Raw genomic sequence first — 17940 nt, forward strand, 5'->3', positions numbered from 1 at the left:
CGGCCACGAAACCGGCGACGGCCGTCCAGGGAGCCCAGCTGCGGGGCGCGTCCTCGGGGCGGCGCCCCCAGGGACGCGCGTCCCTGGGGGCGGCCTCGTCGAGGAGAACCGTCCGCTGAAGCGATGCTGTCCGGACAAGTTGAAGGTACTTGACAGTAGGCATTGCCCTGTCCGCGCGTGACCGAGTACTTTAAAGTGCAAGGAAAGCGCTTGTCAGGACATTATGCTGTCCTGACGTGCAGGGACTCTGTGCGTGAGGTGGCACCTTGGGGCGTCCTGAGCGACCGGTTGATCCCGAGGCCGGGCCTGTCCAGCGGTTCGCCCATGAGCTGCGATTACTTCGCAGGGAGGCCGGGGCGCCTTCCTACCGGACAATGGCCCAGCGGACAGGGCTGTCCGTGACCGCCCTGTCGCGGGCCGCCTCCGGGGAACGGCTGCCGTCCTCCGCGGTCGTGCGGGCGTACGCGAAGGCCTGTGGCGCCGATCCGGACGTGTGGGAGCGGCGTTGGCGGGACGTCACCGAGGGGGCGACGCCGTATCGGGCGGAGGAGGGGGACTCGCCCTATCAGGGGCTGGCGAGATTCGAGCAGGGCGATCGGGCCTTGTTCTTCGGGCGGGATCGGCTCGTCGACGAGCTGTTGAAGCTGGTGGTGGATCACCGGTTCGCCGTGCTGCTCGGGACCTCCGGGAGCGGGAAGTCCTCTCTGCTGCGGGCCGGGTTGCTGCCCCGGCTCGAGGCCCTGGTACGGGAGAAGGACTGCGGGATGGAGCTCCGGCTGATCACGCCGGGGGCCAGGCCGAACACCACGCACGGGCGGTTGCTGGATCCGGCGGCGGACGGGCCGGAACGGTTCGTCGTGGTGGACCAGTTGGAGGAGATCTTCACGCTCTGCCGGGACCGGGCCGACCGGTGGCGGTTCGTGGAGCGGTTGTTGGCGGCGAGGGAGTCGTCCAGTCGGTTGCGGGTCGTTGTTGCCGTCGGCGGGAGTTTCCACAGGCTGTGTGCGGAGCACGAGGGGCTGGCCGCGGCTCTGGGAGACAGTGCTCTGACCGTCCGGCCCATGAGCCGTCGCGAGTTGCAGGACGCGGTCGTCCGGCCCGCTACGGCGGCGGGGCTGAGGGTCGAGCGGGAGCTCACCGCCCGTATCGTCGAGGAGGCCGCCGACCAGCCCGGCGCGCTGCCCATGCTGTCGCAGGCCCTGCGCGAGACCTGGCGTCGGCGGCGCAGCGGTGTGCTGACGCTGGCCGCGTACGAGGCGGCCGGTGGTATCCACGGGGCGATCGCGGCGGCGGCCGAGGAGGCCTACAGGCGGCTGTCGCCGGCGCAGGCCGCCACCGCCCGGCGGTTGCTGCTCGCCCTCATCGCCCCCGGCGAGGGCACCCCCGACGCCCGGCGCCCGGTCAGCCGGGCCGATCTGCGCGAATGGCCCGACCCCGAGGTGCCCGGCGTCCTCGAACGGCTCTCCTGCGCCCGGCTGATCACCCTCGATGAGGAGAACGCCGAGCTCGCCCACGAAGCCCTGATCACCGGCTGGCCCCGGCTGGAGGGCTGGATCGAGGCCAACCGGGAGCGGCTGCGGCAGCACCGGCGGCTCAGTGAGGCCGCCCGGATCTGGCAGGAGCACGGCCATGACTCCGGCAACCTCTACCGTGGCGCCCATCTCGCCGTCGCCGACGCGCTGTTCGGGCGGGGCGTGAGCGACGACGACCTCACCGGGCGCGAGCGGGCCTTCCTCAGCGCCTCCCGGGTCGCCGACACCATGGAGCGCTGGACGGCGGGCCGGATGCGGAAGCGGACGCGGCGACTGGCCGTCGCGCTCTGCCTCGCCACGGCCGGCGCGCTGATCACGGGCCAACTGGCCTGCCAGAAGAACGAGGCGGCCGACCTGGCCCGTACCCGGGCGGTGGCACTGGAGGCAGCCGGGCTCGCCGGCCGCACCCAGCCGACCGACCCCCGCACCGCCGCACTCCTCAGCGTCGCCGCCTGGCGCCTCGCCCCCTCGGCGACGAGCCGCGCGGCCCTGTTCACCGCGCTCACCGAGCCTCAGGAGGACGTGTTCACGCGGCCGGAACAGGGGGAGGACGGGCGGAGCTTCCTGACCGACTCCGGGCGGACGTTGCTCGCGGTGGGTGAGGGTGCGTGGTCGACGTGGGATGTGGCCACGCATCGGCGGACCGGGGCCGGGGCGATGCCGGACGAGCCGGTGGTCGACGTGGATTCCGGCGGCGGGACTCTGGCGCTGGGCGGCCGTGGGGGGCGGCGGTTGTGGCGGCTGCCGGGGGCCGACGGGGCGCAGGACGCGGGTGCCTACCCGGCGGCGGCCGGGCGGGTGCTCGGGTTCGGGGGCGACGGGCACAGTTATGTCGTACAGCGGTCCGGGCCGGACCCGAGGGTGCAGTTGCGGTCGGTCGAGGGCGGGCGGGTGCTGTTCGAGACGGTGGGTGACCTGTACCCCGTGCCCAGTTCGGACGACCGGCTGGTGGCCCTCTGCCGGCGGGGGCGGCCGGTCGAGGTGTGGGACGTCGTCCGGCGGCGGGCGCTGCGGGGGGACTGGCGGGACTCGGCGGTGAGCGGCGACTGCTCGTCCTCGACCGTCGCCTTCGGGGCGGGCGGTGCGCGGCTCGCCGTGGTGTCGGGCGGTGGCATACGGGTGTGGGACACCGGGTCGGGGCGGCGGCTCGCCGACCTCGGCGGTCCGGGTGCTCGACATCTCGCCTTCACCCCGGACGGGGAGTTCCTGGCGGCCGGCGGGGCGGACGGGGTGAGAGTGTGGCGGGTCTCGGCGCCCCGGGTGCCGGTGTTGAACCAGACCGTGGCCGGTGCTCCCGTCAGTTCTCTGGCCTGGGACCCCGCCCGCCCGACCCTGCGTTATCTGGCGGGTGGCACGGTACGGTCCCTCGATCTGTCGGGTTCGCTGGTCTCCACCTGGCGGGAACGGCCGTTGGCCGCCGTGCTGCTCAGCCCGGACGGTCGACTGCTGGCCGTCGGGGAACGGACCGGTACCGGTTATCGCGTGCGACTTCAGGACCTGCGGACCGGTCGCCGTGTCGCCCAACTGTCCGTCGCCGGAAGGAAGTCGGACGACGTGGGCGACCGGCGGGACGGTCGCGGCGCCGACCGGCCGCTCGGCCCCACGGAGATGTCGGACACCGCGAGCGACTCCCGCCTCCTGCTCGCCTTCAGCCCGGACAGCCGGTACATCGCCTACGGTGTCGCCGCGCCGTCCGCGGGGGGCCCGTCGGCCGGGGGCCTGGCCGACGGGCCCTCGGCCGGCCGGTTCGTTGTGCGGGACGTGTCGGCTCGGGGGCCGGAAGGGGCCTCGCTCGAGGTGGTCGGGCCGGTCGGAGCCACCGCCCGTTCGATCGGGCTCACCGCGCGTGGCCGACGGCTGTTGGTCTCCTGGGCCCTGCCCGGTGGTGGGTTCGCGGGGCAGGTGTGGGACACCGTGCGAAGGAGCAGGATCGCCCGGCCGGAGGTGCTGGCCTCGGCGGCGTCGGCGACCCTGGCCTCCGGGTACTCCGGCCGGAGCTCGGCACCGGGGCTCGGGCCGTTCCGTGAGGCGGACGGCACGTACGACCTGGCGGTCAGTGCCGACGGCGCCCATCTCGCGTCGGGCGGGGCCTCCGGGACGGTGACCGTGTGGGACGCGGCCGGTGAGCGGCGTACCGAGGCCGTCGTTCCGCCGTTCCCCGCCACCACCAGCTGCGCTTCCTGTTCCCGGATCACCGCTCTCGCCTTCAGCCCCGACGGCCGTACCCTCGCCGTGGCGTACGGGTCGGGCGGCCTGCGGCTGTGGGACCTCGCGCTGAACCAGCCGCTCGGCGGCAGCCTCGGCGACCCGGGCGACGCGGTCGACTCGCTGGCCTTCGGCGCGGAGGGGGCCTTCCTGTACGCCGCCGGCCGGCACATCCCCGTCCACACCTACGCCGTCGGGGCCACGCAGGTCGCCGCGCGGCTGTGTGCCCGTGCGAGGCGGACGCTGAGCATGGGCGAGTGGCATCGGTATCTGCCGGACGTGCCGTACCGCAAGGTGTGCGAGCAGCCCGAGGAGGGGCACGATGACGGGGCCACGGCGACGGGGGACGGCCTGGTGACGAGCACCGCGCCGAAGGCCGCGACCGACGCCGGCCCGGACGCTCGCACGGATGCCGCCGCCGAGACCGCACCCGTCTCCACCACGCGCACCCCCACGGCAACCGCCAAGCCCAGCAAGCCCGTCACACCCGCGACCCCGGAATCCGAGCGCGGCCCGAACCCCTCCCCATCGCCCGATCCGCGCCCCCGGCCCGGCTCCGTCGCGGGCGGGAGGAAGCACGCACTGGACGTTCCGCCGGCAAAGCGGAACTCTCCCGAGCCCCGGCACGCGACCGCGGACCGCGCGCGCCGCTGAGCCGGCCGGCGTGCGGCACCCGGGCCGTCCCCTGTCCGTTTGGCCCGTTCCGCGAGAGAGCGGCCGTTCTGGGCCGCCGCACAGCTTCCCTCAGCCCCCCGATCGAGTTGTTTACCCCTCTGACCTGCATTGATCAACAACCCCGCGGCTTCGAAAGTGGACGTCGAACGGCCCGCCCCGCCGCCGGCGACTCCCCCCGGTGAGGCGGCGAGGCGGTCACCGGGCCGGCCCTCTCATCCCCGAGGGCCGGCAAAAAAATCCAACGTCCCCTTGGACCAATGGAGTAAACGATGCAATTCGCGCTCCGCAAGAACCGCTCGCACGTTCCCGCCCGCCGCCTCGCCCGCAGCGCAGGCACCGTCGCGGCCCTCGCGCTCGGGGCCTCCCTGCTCGCTGCTCCGCAGTCGTACGCCGCCAGCAGCCCGACCACCAAGGAGCTGCTGGACGCCTGCAGTTGGGCCGACCTGTGCCAGTTCCACCCGCAGAGTTACTACACCTACACCGGCCCGCGGCACCAGGTCGGCACCACGGCGTACAACTGCGCGAGCCAGACCAACCAGCACCGCATCGACTGGTCGGACACCACCTCCGCCACCAACTCGGTCGGCGTGGCGATCACCGCGGGCGTCAAGTTCTGGGAGGTGTACGAGACCTCCGTCGAGGTGTCCTACGGCCACTCCTGGACCACCTCGCACACCGACACCGAGTCCGACACCGTCAACATCCCGGCCGGCTACAAGGGCTGGATCGAGCGCGGCACCTCCAAGCAGCAGGCCACCGGCTGGTACGAGATCCACTTCGGCAAGCGCTACTACGGCCACTACATCTGGTACGTCAACAACTACACGTCGAGCGGCTTCAACCAGGACAACCCCAAGGCGGGCTACGTCAACTTCAAGGACGCGCCGATGAGTTCGGGCGACCGCGCCGCCCACTGCTGAGCCACGAAGTTTCCACCGAGAAGTCCACACCCGGAAGTGGTGTCCCGTTGATGTCTGGCAACCGCCTCCTCCCGCGTGCCCTCGCGGCCGCCGTGTGCTCGCTGCTGTTCCTCGCGGGCTGCGGCAACGCGAGCGGCGATGAGTCCACCGCCTACGCGGACCGGACCGGGCCGACGGTGATCGGCAGCGACGGCTCGGCGGAGAGCAGGGTCGTGGCCGCGCTCTACGGCGAACTCCTCGCCGAGGCCGGGGTGGAGGTGCGGACGGCGAGCACCCGGTACGCCTCGCCCGCCGCCACCGCGAAGGCCGTCGTGGAGGGCGGGATCAGCCTCGCGCCCGCCTACGAGACCGCGCTGCTGCGCGCCCTGCCCGGCGGCCAGACCATGCCCGGCAACATGGCCGCCACCCTGAGCATGGCCCTGCCCCCGGGCATCGACGCCCTCCCGCCCGCCAGGGCGGAGAACGGCGTCGTCCTCGCGGTCACCCGCACCACCGCCCGCAAACACCATCTGCGCACCCTCGCCGACCTGGCGAAAGCCGGCAGCCACCGCACCCTCGGCGGCTCCGCCTCAGGCGACCCGGACGCCCCGTCGCCCACCACGCTCCAGCAGGCCTACGGCGTCCACCTCACCGCGGTCGGCACCTCGGCCACCGCCGACGTACTGGTCCTGCGCGCCACCGACCCCGTCCTCACCCGCGACGGCCTGGTCGTGCTGACCGACCCCCAGGGCGCCCTGCCGCCCGAGCACGTCTTCCCGCTGATCGGCGCCCCCTACGCGGGCCGCACCGCCCGCAAGGCCCTGGCCCGCCTCAACTCCCGCCTCACCACAGCACAGTTGGCCGACCTGGCCGCCTCCGTCGAGGACGGCCGGTCCCCGTCCGAGACGGCACGGAAGTGGCTGCGCTCGAACGGCCTCCTGGGCTGACGCCCCTCCCTCCTCCTGGAAAGGCACGAGCGACATGGGTTCCCTCAAGAGAAAGCTCACCATCGCGGCTCTCACCGCGACCTCCGTGTTCGGCACCCTCGCCATGCCCGCGACGGCCGACGCCGCCACGGCCAACGCGCAGATCCGGATCTGCAACGACAACGGCAGCGCGCTGAAGTTCTACCTGGTCGGCTACAACGACCACGGCGACTGGGGAGGCTCCCGATTCTGGGACGTCCCGGCCAACGGCTGCACCACCGCCGGCGACTACTGGTGGCAGACCAACAGCTCGGTCGAGTTCCACTATGTGCGTCCGCCGGCCGGCTGGACCTGGCACCAGGTGTATGTGCCGAAGTCCAAGGACGGCAGCACGTTTACGTACCACCAGTCGTAGCCGAAAGATCGCTGCCTCTGCCGACGCCGTCGCGACACGGCGTCGGCAAAGGTGCTCCCGGGGCGGGCGTAGCGTAGAGGGCATGACGAAGTACGGATCCTTCCCCGGCACGCGGCCGCGGCGGCTGCGCACCACCCCCGTCATGCGGCGCATGGTGGCCGAGACCCGACTGCACCCGGCGGACCTCATCCTCCCGGCCTTCGTACGCGAGGGCGTCAGCGAGCCGGTGCCGATCTCGGCGATGCCCGGGGTCGTCCAGCACACGCGGGACAGCCTGAAGAAGGCGGCCGCGGAGGCGGTGGCGGCGGGGATCTCCGGGATCATGCTGTTCGGGGTGCCGGAGGAGTCCAAGAAGGACGCCCTCGGGACGCCGGGGACCGACCCGGACGGGATTCTGCAGGTCGCCCTCCGTGACGTACGGGCCGAGGTCGGTGACGACCTGCTCGTCATGTCCGACCTGTGCCTCGACGAGACCACCGACCACGGGCACTGCGGGGTGCTGGACGACCAGGGGCGGGTCGACAACGACGCCACCCTGGAGCGGTACGCCGAGATGGCCCAGGTGCAGGCCGACGCCGGCGCCCATGTGGTGGGCCCCAGCGGGATGATGGACGGGCAGATCGGGGTCATCCGGGACGCGCTCGACCAGATCGGGCGCGAGGACGTCGCCATCCTCGCCTACACCGTCAAGTACGCCTCCGCCTTCTTCGGCCCGTTCCGGGAGGCCGTCGCCTCCTCGCTCCAGGGTGACCGGAAGACGTACCAGCAGGATCCCGCCAACGTGCGCGAGTCCCTGCGCGAGCTGGCCCTCGACCTGGAGGAAGGGGCCGACATGGTGATGGTGAAGCCGGCGGGTCCCTACCTCGACATCCTCGCCCGGGTCGCGGACAGCGTGGACGTGCCCGTCGCCGCCTACCAGATCTCCGGCGAGTACTCGATGATCGAGGCCGCCGCCGAGAAGGGCTGGATCGACCGCGACCGGGCCATCCTGGAGACCCTGACCGGTATCAAGCGGGCCGGCGCGCAGAACATCCTCACGTACTGGGCGACGGAAGTGGCCCAAAAGTTGTGCTGAATCGGGATACGGAAGGGGATACGTCAGGCCTCGAATCGGCCACCGACCGGCAACGGTACGTGCTCGTTTCAGCAACGGAAGCAACTCGGAACCGTGAACTGGCGTTGCCCTTCCGGTGATTCGCCGTGATCAGCGCCGTATTCGTGGTGGATCTGGGGTGGATCTGTCCGAATAGCGCTCAACCCTTGCGGTGTACAAATCGAATTGACGAGTTCTCGTCAGCCTCCATACCTTCTGCGCCTGGCCTGATCCGTTCCGGATGGTCCGAACGTCGATCCCTGGGGGACGCAAGTGAGCTATGCATTCGAGCCGCTGAAGAAGTACGCGCAGTTCAGTGGGCGCTCGCGCCGCGCGGAGTACTGGCAGTACGCGCTGGTCATCGGAATCGCCTACGTGGTTCTGATGGTCCTCGCCCTCGCGTCCAAGAGCTCGGTCGTCTTCGGCCTGATCGCCGTCTTCTACCTCGGCATCCTGGTGCCCAGCCTGGCGGTCGGCGTCCGTCGTCTGCATGACACGGGCAAGTCCGGCTGGTGGCTGCTGTTCGGCATCGTCCCGCTGGTCGGCGGCATCACGCTGCTGGTCTTCACCTGCCTGGACAGCCAGCCGGGCCCGAACCAGTACGGCCCGAACCCGAAGGAAGCCGCTCCGGCGTACGCCGGCTGATCACCCGCGCTTCTCCAGGCCGCCCGGTCGATGTTCCTGACCGGGCGGCCTCTTCGCGTCCAGGTTCAGGGCATGGCTCTTCGCCGGGCCTTCGTCCCTGAGGCCCGTGCCGTCCTGGCAGCCGGTCATCGCGAGGGCGGCGAGCGCGAGGGCGGCGGCTGCGAGCAGGCGGCGGGTGCGGGGGGTGACTCGGGCGGGCATGGCGGCACGTGCCTTTCCGTAGGGTGGGCTTAGGGCTTGCTGTGCTCAGCCTGAGCGGTGATCGGTACCGCACGCCACAGTCCGCGCGAGATTCGGGACGCCGATACCGTGGGATGGCATCTGACCTGCGGGGATGTCATGTCCCGAAGGCAGTTCGTGGGACGGGCACCATCAACTTCCGCCGCGAGTTAGGTTGTTGACGACTGGTCGTTGCGCCTTGAATGACCGCCCCGACTCTCCCAGGGAGACGCCCGTGCCCGGTGATGCGTTGAGCCAGGACCCCGCACTGCTGAGAGGACGGATCGACACGACCAAGGCCCATCCGGCCCGCGTCTACGACGTCTTCCTCGGCGGCAAGGACAACTACCCGGTCGACCGCGCCGCGGCCGCCGCCGCGCTCGCCGCCAACCCTCGCGGCTACCTCGACGTACGGCACAACCGCGACTTCATGCGCCGGGCCGTGACCCGGCTGGCCGAGGAGCAGGGCATCCGCCAGTTCCTCGACATCGGCACCGGGCTGCCCACCGCGGAGAACGTCCACCAGATCGCCCAAACCATCGCCCCCGAGTCGCGGGTGGTGTACGTCGACAACGACCCGGTGGTCCTCGCCCACGCCCGCGCCCTGCTCACCTCCAGCCCCGAGGGCCGTACCGACTACATCGACGCGGACCTGCGCCGCCCGTCCGAGATCCTGGAACAGGCCGCCAAGACCCTCGACTTCGACAAGCCGATCGCGCTGCTCCTGGTGGCGATCCTGCACTTCGTCGAGGAGGAGGAGGCGTACCCGCTGGTGCACGAGCTGGTGGAGGCGCTGCCCGCCGGCAGCCATGTCGTCCTCAGCCACCTCACCGACGAGATGCACCCGGAGCCGGCCCGTGCGGTCCAGCGGACGTACACCGAGCGCGGCTTCACCTTCGTCTTCCGCTCCAAGGCGGAGGTCGAGCGCTTCTACGCCGAGACGCCCGGCCTCACCCTGGACGCCCCCGGCGTGGTCCCCGTCCACCAGTGGCGCCCCGGCCCGGCTCCCGCCCCGCCGGCCGTGGACGAGGCGTACTTCGAGACCCTCGACGACATCGAGAAGATCCGCTACCGGGACATCAACGACGTGACGGACGACGACATCAACGTGTACGGGGCGACCGGCACGAAGGCCTGAGCGGAACCGGGTCGCGCGGTGGACGTCCGTATCCCGGAAACCTGCTTGTAGACGGCATGCAAATCCCTAGGCTGCGGGTACTACGAGCCGCTGTCCCGCAGCCAAGGAGCCGTGCCATGACCGTCGCCGAGCCCGTGCCGACCGCCTCCGCCCAGCCGCCGCTCGCCGCGCGGGCCCGGTCGATCGGCGGTTCGCCGGTACGGGACATCCTCGCCGTCACCGCCCGCCCCGAGGTGATCAACTTCGCGGGCGGGCTGCCGGCGCCGGAGCTGTTCGACGCGGAGGGGATCGCGGAGGCGTTCCGGGCGGTGCTGGCCGAGGCACCGGAGCGGGCGTTGCAGTACTCGACGACGGAGGGGGAGCCGGCGCTGCGGGCGGCGCTGGCGGAGCGGACGCGTGTGCGGGGTCTGCCGACGACCGCCGACGACGTCCTGGTGACGACGGGTTCCCAGCAGGCGCTGTCCCTCCTCTCCACCGTGCTGCTGGAGCCCGGCGACACGGTCCTCGTCGAAAGCCCCTGCTATCTGGCGGCACTTCAGGCCTTCGGCTTCGCGGGAGCGCGGATCGTGCCCGTGCCGGGGGACGAGGACGGGGTGGATGTCGACGCCCTGGAGGACCTGGTGCTCCGCGAGCGCCCGAAGCTCCTCTACACGGTCCCCACCTTCCAGAACCCGACCGGCCGCACGATGCCCGCCGCGCGCCGGACCGCCGTCGCGGAGGTGGCGCAGCGGCGCGGGCTGTGGATCGTCGAGGACGACCCGTACGGCGAACTGCGCTTCGAGGGCGAGCGGGTGCCGTGGATCGCCTCCTACGAGGGGGCCGCCGACCGGGTCGTGCTGCTCGGCTCCTTCTCCAAGGTCATGGCGCCGGGGCTGCGGCTGGGCTGGCTGCGGGCGCCCGCCGAGCTGCGCCGGGCGTGCGCGGTGGCCAAGCAGGCGGCCGATCTGCACACCCCGACGGTCAACCAGCTGGCCGCGGCGCGCTACTTGACGGACCGCGACCTGGACGCGCACGTCGCCCACGTCGCCGGGGTGTACCGGGAGCGGCGGGACGCGATGCTGGCGGGGCTGGCGGACGCCCTGCCGCCGGGCTCTACCTGGAGCCGTCCCGAGGGCGGCATGTTCCTCTGGGCCCGGCTCCCGGAGCCGTACGACACGACGGCCCTGCTGCCGGAGGTCGTGCGGCACGATGTCGCCTACGTCCCCGGGGCGCCCTTCTACGCCGGCCGGCCTGAGCGGTCGACGATGCGGCTGTGCTTCGTGACGCAGACGCCGGAGGAGATCGGGGAGGGGCTGCGGAGGCTCGGAGAGGGGCTGAAGTCCCTCTAGGACGCCCGGGGCTCAGCGGTCGCAGGTGCCGGACTCGCTCGCGCACTGCCAGTCGGAGAAGCCGTCCTGGGGGTTGCGGACGGCGTGGTCGAAGTCGAGGAAGTCGCGGACGAGGACGTAGACGAGCACGGCGGCGACCAGCCCGATGAGTATGAGGGCGACCCGGAGTGCCGTCCTCGTCGCCCGGCGACGGCCGGGATCCGGCTCGGCCGCCGCACGGTCCGGGGTCCTGCGGGCGCCGTTGCCGGGAGCGTGTTGGCCCTTCATGCGCAGGACGTCATCTCGTCGACTCCTTCAGGACCGGTCGCCCGGTCCTCTCCCCGTGTCGAAGAACGTTCTCACCTGGTCAGTCCCACCAGAAGTGCCAGGACGGCTGGTTGAGGAGGTGGTGTTCGGCGTAGCCGGTGAGGGTGGTGTCGCGGCCGTTCTGGAGGATGTTGTCCGGGCAGAACGCGAAGTGCTCGGCGGCCAGCGCCTCCGCCTCGGCGAGCGTGCCGGGCGGGGCGGCGACGGACACCAGCAGGTGGGCGAAGCCGAGGGCGACGACGCGTATGCCGAAGCGGTCCTCCCAGGACCGGAGCACGGAGGACAGACGGGCGGTGTCGCCCTCGTGGTTCGCCGGGCCCGTCCAGCCGATCGCCACGGGGATGTCGGCGGCGCGGCGGGCGGGGACGAGGGCCAGGCGGGGGGCCTTGAGGGGGCCGCCGCCTTCGAGGACGGCGTCCACGAGGGTGGACGCGGCGGTCTCGATGCCGGTGTTGTGTGAGGCGTCGGCGAGGCCGGGCCAGTCCTCGCCGTCCGCGGCGCACTCGTACCAGAGCTCGGTGAGCACCTCGTCGGGGTCGTGATCCCCGGGGTACGACATCTCGCCGGGCATCAACTCCCAGTCCTCCGGGCCGCCCAGGTCACCGCCGACATCGACGAGAACGGGGAGCAGACCGACGGCCGGTGCGGTGTGCTGCAGCGCGTCCCAGACGCCGGGCGCGGGCTGCTCGTCGGTGACCCAGAGGAGGGGTTCGTGCCAGGGTCCCTCGTCGGTCTCGTCGATCAGGTGGCCGGGCGGGAGATCGAGGCCGAGGGTGGTGAGACGGGGGAGCGGGTTGGGAAGTGCTGCCATGTCACTTGGTGGCTGCGAGGAACGCGGCCCAGGCGTCGTTGCCGACCTGGAAGGTGGGGCCGTCGGAGTTCTTGGAGTCGCGGATGTGGATGGCGTCTTCGGTGTAGGCGACTTCGAGGCATGCGCCGCCTTCACTGCTGCTGTAGCTCGACTTGAACCACTGAAGTGCGGTGCTCATTGCTCTCCTAGCAGTCGATCCAGCAGGCTTCTGGAGTCCTCGACGGTGAGAGCCTGCGTCCGCAGCATCGCATATTTACGTGCCAGGATGGACACTTCATCGGGGTCGGATACCCACTGGCTGCCGCGTTGGGATTCGGTGTAGGCGAGGTGCTGATGGTCGGGCGTCTCCAGGAGAATGAACGGGCCTGCGTCTCCCGCGTGTGACGTCCGGCTCAGCGGAAGGATTTGGAACGACAGGCCAGGGAGTTCGGACTGCCCCCGCAGATACCGGAGCTGGTCGAGGTGTGTCTCGGGTCCCCCGTTGGGCCAGAGCAGTACGGGCTCCCATACGACGAAGCTGAGCGTCGGCGGCACCTTCCGTTGCAGGATCTCCTGGCGGCCGATGCGGCCCGCGATCTTCGTCTCCAACTCGTCCTCGTCGTACGGCGGAACGCGGCTGCTCAGCAGTGCGCGGGCGTACGCGGGGGTCTGGAGGAGACCGGGCACCACCAGGGTGTCGTACCAGGACAGGGCGATCGCCTTGCGCTCGTGCTCGATGTACTGCTCGGCGAAGAGCGGGAACTGGTCGATGTCCGGCATGTTGGAGACCCCGGCCGCCAACATCCCCTTCGCTCCCAGGAGTTCGTCCAAGGCCTCGGCCAGGTCGGGTTGCAGTGCGCGCCGCCCCTGCTCGATCGACGCGATGGTCTCCTCGTCGACGAGAACCGCGTCGGCGAGCGAGCGCTGGGTGTAGCCGGACGCCGTGCGGGCCGCCTTCAGCTGGCCGCCCACCATGCGCATCGTCGAGGCGTTCTTCTTCCGCGGCGACTTCCTGGAGTTCATGCTGTTCTGACTCCCCATATCCACCTGTCCCGGAGCACGCGCAACCCGTACATCGCCCGTACAAAATCCCCGTCCGGGACCACGCACTGATCAACGGTAGTAACTCTGCGCGACCTTCGTCCCGTGAACGCCGAAACCGAACTCCCCCACCAGCTCGACCAGTTCTTCCCCCGGCACCGCCGCTCCGTCCCCGCCGCCAGGCAACTCACCACCTGGGCCCTGCCCTTCTGGAACCTCGCCGACTGGCCCCGCGCGGACGACGTCTCACTCTGCGTCAGTGAGCTGGCCACCAACGCCCTCCTGCACGGCGTCCCGCCCGGCCGAGGGTTCCTGCTGCGCCTCCGCTGCGACGGTGACGTATTCCGCGTCGAGGTTCATGACAGCGGGGCCGGTACTCCCCGCATCGCCGAGGACGCCGACGAAGGTGGACGGGGCCTGCTTCTCGTCGCCGCGCTCAGTGACAAGTGGGGTGTGGAGGAACGCGAACCCGGCAAGGTCGTGTGGTGTGAGTTCGGGTTGCCGCTACCGCGTTGAACGGCTGTACCGCCAGCCGGCCGGCGCGCCCGCGATCACTGCGGTGACGACCCTCCGCACCGCCCCGGCGTCCGGCACCCCCGCCTCCCGATCCGCGTACAACAAATGCGCCGCCCCCAGCAGCGTCGGTGCGAGGACCTCCACGTCGGCGTCCGCCGCGATACGGCCCCGCTCCCGCTCCGCCGCCAGATACCCCGCCAGCATCCCCGCCGCCTCCGTCATCGGCGGAATCCCCCGTGAACCGGCCGCCCGCAGACGCGCGCGGAGTGCGTCGCGGGCGATGACGAGGGCCACGACCGAGACGGCCACCCCGTCGAACAGGTCCGTGATCGCGGTCGTGAGGTTGTCGGTGACCGTGCCGGTGCCGGCCGCCTCCCTCAGGGCCGCGCCCTGGCCCTCCAGCCGGGCGATACGGTCCCGCAAGGACTCCAACCGCTGGGTCAACTGCGACAGCTGAACGGCGAAAGCCCGCCGCAACACCCCGGTCGGATCAGGGGTGTTGCGGCGGGCTCCAGAGCTGTCGGGCCTCAGAGCCGCTCGGGCGTCCGAATCCCCAGCAGGGCCATACCCCGGTGCAGCGTGCCGGCCGTGAGGTCGCACAGGAACAGGCGGTTCTCGACCTGCTCCGGCGTCTCGGCCTTCAGTACCGGGCACTTGTCGTAGAACGACGTGTACAGCGACGCCAGTTGGTACAGATACGCGGCCAGCTTGTGCGGGGCGTACTCCGCGGACGCCTCGAAGACCGTGTCCCCGAAGGCGTCGAGGTGAAGGCCCAACGCCCGCTCCGCCTCGGCGAGTTCCAGCTCCGGGTGCGCGGCCGGCTTCGTCTCGCCCGCCTTGCGCAGGATCGACTTGATACGGGCGTACGCGTACTGGAGGTAGACCGACGTGTCGCCGTTCAGCGACACCATCTGGTCCAGGTCGAACTTGTAGTCGCGGTTCGGCGACGTCGACAGGTCCGCGTACTTCACGGCACCGATGCCGACCTGCGCGGCCCGCTCCTGGATCTCGTCCTCGGTGAGGTCCTGCGCCTTCTCCCGGACGACCTCGGCGGCCCGCTGCACCGCCTCGTCCAGCAGGTCCTCCAGCCGTACCGTCTCGCCCTCACGCGTCTTGAACGGCTTGCCGTCCGCGCCCAGCACCGTGCCGTAGCCCATGTTGTGCGCGGTGACGCCGTCGCTCAGCCAGCCCGCGCGCCGGGCCGTCTCGAAGACCATCCGGAAGTGCAGGGACTGGCGTACGTCCACGACGTAGAGCAGCGTCGTCGCGTGCAGGTCGACGACCCGGTTGCGGATCGCGGTCAGGTCGGAGGCCGCGTAGCCGAAGCCGCCGTCCGCCTTCTGCACGATCAGCGGCACCGGCTGGTCGTCCTTGCCGCGGATGTCGTCGAAGAAGACGACGAGCGCGCCCTCGGAGCGGACCGCGACACCCGACTCCTCCAGGAGGCGGGCGGTCTCGGGCATGCCGTCGTTGTACGCGGACTCGCCGACGATCTCCTCGTCGCGGATCTCCATGTCCAGCTTCTCGAAGACCGAGTAGAAGTAGACCTTCGACTCGTCCACGAACTGCTGCCAGAGTTCGAGCGTCTCCTTGTCGCCGGACTGGAGCGCCACGACCCTCTTCCGCGCCCGCTCCTTGAACTCCTCGTCGGCTTCGAAGACCGCGCGCGACGCCTTGTACACCCGGTTCAGGTTCGACATGGCCTGCTCGCCGTCGACGTCCTCCGCCGGGGCCAGCTCGCCGGGGTTCTCGAACAGGTACTGGATGAGCATGCCGAACTGGGTGCCCCAGTCGCCGATGTGGTGCCGGCCGATCGTCTTCTCGCCGGTGAAGTCGAGCATGCCGCGCAGGGCGTCGCCGATCACCGCGGACCGCAGATGGCCGACGTGCATCTCCTTCGCCACGTTCGGCTGGGCGTAGTCGATGACCGTCGTGCCTGGGTTGTCGGCGTACGGCACGCCGAGGCGGCCGGTGTCGTCCGCGTACCGCGCGGCCAGGTTCTCGGTGATCGCCCGGTCGGAGAGCGTGATGTTCAGGAAGCCCGGCCCGGAGACCTCGACGTCCTTGATCAGCTCGTCGCCGGTGACGACCTGGGAGACCACCTGGGTCGCCAGCTCCCGCGGGTTGGCCTTCGCCTTCTTGGCAAGCGCCAGGATGCCGTTGGCCTGGAAGTCGGCCCGGTCGCTACGTCGCAGCAGCGGGTCGACTCCGTCGGCTTCCGGGAGGGTGGAAGCGAGGGCGTCGGCGAGCTGCTGGTTGACGTTGTCGCTGAGGGACGTGACCGGGGCCATAGGAATGGGAGCCGTTCTCCTCGTGGGGATCGATAGACCCCACCAGTATCCCATGGGGGGTAAAGCCGTTTTCCCGGGCGAGGGGCGGTCTGGGAGAATGAGGCGTCAGCCGATTGACCGTACTGGCTGCCCCGGAGAAAGAAGGACGTGCCGATCGTGGCTCAGAGCACCGAGACCGCCGACTGGGTCTCCCGTTTCGCGGATGACGTCATCGAGGAGTCGGAGCGTCGGGCCCCCGGCAAACCCGTGGTCGTCGCGTCCGGGCTGTCCCCCTCCGGGCCCATCCACCTCGGCAACCTCCGCGAGGTCATGACCCCCCACCTCGTCGCCGACGAGATCCGCCGCCGCGGTCACCAGGTCCGTCACCTCATCTCCTGGGACGACTACGACCGCTACCGCAAGGTGCCGGCCGGCGTCACCGGTGTCGACGAGACGTGGGCCGAGCACATCGGCAAGCCGCTGACCTCCGTCCCGGCGCCGAAGGGGTCGTCGTACCCGAACTGGGCCGAGCACTTCAAGGCCGCGATGGTCGAGGCGCTGGCCGAACTCGGCGTGGAGTTCGACGGGATCAGCCAGACCGAGCAGTACAACGCCGGTGCCTACCGCGAGCAGATCCTGCACGCCATGAAGCACCGCGGCGACATCGACGCCATCCTCGACCAGTACCGCACCAAGAAGGCCCCGGCGAAGAAGCAGCAGCAGAAGGCCGTCGACGAGGCCGAACTGGAGGCCGAGGAGGGCTCGGGCGCGGCGAGCGAGGACGACGGCTCGTCCGGCTCCGCCGGGTACTTCCCGTACAAGCCGTACTGCGGCAACTGTGAGAAGGACCTCACCACGGTCATCTCGTACGACGACGACACCACCGAGCTGACGTACGCCTGCACGGCCTGCGGCTTCTCCGAGACCGTCCGGCTCAACGAGTTCAACCGCGGCAAGCTGGTCTGGAAGGTCGACTGGCCGATGCGATGGGCCTACGAGGGTGTGATCTTCGAGCCGAGCGGCGTCGACCACTCCTCCCCGGGGTCTTCGTTCCAGGTCGGCGGGCAGATCGTCGGGATCTTCGGCGGCAAGCAGCCGATCGGCCCCATGTACGCCTTCGTCGGCATCTCCGGCATGGCGAAGATGTCGTCCTCGCGCGGTGGCGTGCCCACCCCCGGCGACGCCCTGAAGATCATGGAGCCGCAGCTCCTGCGCTGGCTCTACGCCCGGCGCCGGCCCAACCAGTCCTTCAAGATCGCCTTCGACCAGGAGATCCAGCGGCTCTACGACGAGTGGGACAAGCTGGACGGCAAGGTCGCCGACGGCTCCGCCCTCCCGGCCGACGTCGCCGCGCACTCCCGCGCGGTGCGTACGGCCGCGGGTGAGCTGCCGAGGACGGCGCGCCCGCTGTCGTACCGGACGCTCGCGTCCGTCGCCGACATCACCGCCGGGCACGAGGACCAGGCCCTGCGGATCCTCTCCGAGCTGGACCCGTCCGACCCGCTGACCTCCCTCGACGAGGCACGGCCGCGGTACGACAAGGCCGAGGCCTGGATCAACACGCACGTCCCCGCCGACCAGCGGACCATCGTGCGCGAGGAGCCGGACGCCGAGCTGCTGAAGTCCCTCGACGAGGCGTCCCAGCAGTCCGTACGACTGCTGCTCGACGGCCTCGCCGAGCACTGGTCGCTCGACGGGCTCACCCACCTCGTCTACGGCGTCCCGAAGGTGCAGGCCGGCTTCTCCGCGGACGCCGGGCCCAAGGAACTGCCCGCCGAGATCAAGACGGCCCAGCGGACCTTCTTCGCCCTGCTGTACCAGCTCCTGGTCAGCCGCGACACGGGTCCGCGACTGCCCACGCTGCTGCTGGCGGTGGGGCAGGAGCGGGTGCGGCGGCTGCTCGGGGAGTAACGAGTAAGCGGCGACGAAAAGGGGGGCCCTC

At 70.9% G+C, this 17940-nt stretch carries 17 protein-coding genes; 10 read left to right on the plus strand and 7 right to left on the minus strand.

The genetic code is table 11. The annotated features are described in order from the left end of the window. The first annotated feature begins 398 nt into the window (after positions 1-398). The 6 genes from ACWC09_RS46610 (at position 399) to ACWC09_RS46635 (ending at position 8390) form a co-directional block, all read left to right on the plus strand. On the plus strand, positions 399-4391 hold the full coding sequence (locus tag ACWC09_RS46610) for an nSTAND1 domain-containing NTPase (protein WP_450857654.1): 3993 nt from the start codon (positions 399-401) through the stop codon (positions 4389-4391). Positions 4392-4681: 290 nt separating this feature from the next. Then, positions 4682-5332 carry a hypothetical protein gene (locus ACWC09_RS46615; RefSeq protein WP_450857656.1) on the plus strand — a complete coding sequence of 217 codons (651 nt, stop codon included), beginning with the start codon at positions 4682-4684 and terminating at the stop codon, positions 5330-5332. A gap of 50 nt (positions 5333-5382) precedes the next feature. Next, a complete protein-coding gene (locus tag ACWC09_RS46620) occupies positions 5383-6258 on the plus strand; it encodes a glycine betaine ABC transporter substrate-binding protein (protein WP_450857658.1) in 876 nt (291 codons plus the stop codon). A 34-nt stretch (positions 6259-6292) separates the two neighbouring features. Continuing rightward, a complete protein-coding gene (locus ACWC09_RS46625) occupies positions 6293-6652 on the plus strand; it encodes a hypothetical protein (protein ID WP_450857660.1) in 360 nt (119 codons plus the stop codon). A gap of 82 nt (positions 6653-6734) precedes the next feature. Beyond that, entirely contained in the window at positions 6735-7727 is a 993-nt protein-coding gene (hemB, locus tag ACWC09_RS46630) for a porphobilinogen synthase (protein ID WP_450857662.1), read from the plus strand. Between the two features lie 291 nt (positions 7728-8018). Continuing rightward, on the plus strand, positions 8019-8390 hold the full coding sequence (locus ACWC09_RS46635; protein ID WP_450857664.1) for a DUF805 domain-containing protein: 372 nt from the start codon (positions 8019-8021) through the stop codon (positions 8388-8390). Here the strand turns inward: ACWC09_RS46635 and ACWC09_RS46640 are convergent, their stop codons facing one another. Then, positions 8391-8591 carry a hypothetical protein gene (locus ACWC09_RS46640; RefSeq protein WP_450857666.1) on the minus strand — a complete coding sequence of 67 codons (201 nt, stop codon included), beginning with the start codon at positions 8589-8591 and terminating at the stop codon, positions 8391-8393. Between the two features lie 253 nt (positions 8592-8844). Here ACWC09_RS46640 and ACWC09_RS46645 point away from each other — a divergent pair, with 253 nt between their 5' ends. Next, positions 8845-9747: an SAM-dependent methyltransferase gene (locus ACWC09_RS46645; protein ID WP_450857668.1), complete on the plus strand. Its 903-nt coding sequence runs from the start codon at positions 8845-8847 to the stop codon at positions 9745-9747. Between the two features lie 116 nt (positions 9748-9863). Continuing rightward, positions 9864-11075: an aminotransferase-like domain-containing protein gene (locus ACWC09_RS46650; protein WP_450857670.1), complete on the plus strand. Its 1212-nt coding sequence runs from the start codon at positions 9864-9866 to the stop codon at positions 11073-11075. A 12-nt stretch (positions 11076-11087) separates the two neighbouring features. Here the strand turns inward: ACWC09_RS46650 and ACWC09_RS46655 are convergent, their stop codons facing one another. From ACWC09_RS46655 to ACWC09_RS46670, 4 genes are all read right to left on the minus strand, one after another. After that, positions 11088-11342 carry a hypothetical protein gene (locus ACWC09_RS46655; RefSeq protein WP_450857672.1) on the minus strand — a complete coding sequence of 85 codons (255 nt, stop codon included), beginning with the start codon at positions 11340-11342 and terminating at the stop codon, positions 11088-11090. Between the two features lie 79 nt (positions 11343-11421). Beyond that, the gene (locus ACWC09_RS46660; protein WP_450857674.1) at positions 11422-12192 is read right to left on the minus strand and encodes a DUF4253 domain-containing protein; all 771 of its coding nucleotides are present in this window, start codon (positions 12190-12192) and stop codon (positions 11422-11424) included. A 1-nt stretch (position 12193) separates the two neighbouring features. Further along, positions 12194-12370, minus strand: coding sequence for a DUF397 domain-containing protein (locus ACWC09_RS46665; protein WP_450857676.1), 177 nt, complete (start codon positions 12368-12370; stop codon positions 12194-12196). Then, complete coding sequence (locus ACWC09_RS46670; protein ID WP_450857678.1) at positions 12367-13194, minus strand: helix-turn-helix domain-containing protein; 828 nt, start codon at positions 13192-13194, stop codon at positions 12367-12369. The genes ACWC09_RS46665 and ACWC09_RS46670 overlap by 4 nt, the downstream gene beginning before the upstream one ends. A gap of 123 nt (positions 13195-13317) precedes the next feature. Here ACWC09_RS46670 and ACWC09_RS46675 point away from each other — a divergent pair, with 123 nt between their 5' ends. Beyond that, positions 13318-13728, plus strand: coding sequence for an ATP-binding protein (locus ACWC09_RS46675; RefSeq protein ID WP_450857680.1), 411 nt, complete (start codon positions 13318-13320; stop codon positions 13726-13728). Here ACWC09_RS46675 and ACWC09_RS46680 read toward each other — a convergent pair. Together ACWC09_RS46680 and argS are read right to left on the minus strand one after the other, a co-directional pair. Beyond that, positions 13717-14172, minus strand: a complete 456-nt coding sequence (locus ACWC09_RS46680; RefSeq protein WP_450857682.1) for a TetR/AcrR family transcriptional regulator — start codon at positions 14170-14172, stop codon at positions 13717-13719. The genes ACWC09_RS46675 and ACWC09_RS46680 overlap by 12 nt on opposite strands. An 83-nt stretch (positions 14173-14255) precedes the next feature. Continuing rightward, on the minus strand, positions 14256-16019 hold the full coding sequence (gene argS, locus ACWC09_RS46685) for an arginine--tRNA ligase (RefSeq protein ID WP_450857684.1): 1764 nt from the start codon (positions 16017-16019) through the stop codon (positions 14256-14258). Between the two features lie 147 nt (positions 16020-16166). Here argS and lysS point away from each other — a divergent pair, with 147 nt between their 5' ends. Then, a complete protein-coding gene (lysS, locus tag ACWC09_RS46690) occupies positions 16167-17909 on the plus strand; it encodes a lysine--tRNA ligase (RefSeq protein ID WP_450857686.1) in 1743 nt (580 codons plus the stop codon). Positions 17910-17940 lie beyond the last annotated feature (31 nt).

Source organism: Streptomyces sp. NPDC001617, from assembly GCF_053596855.1.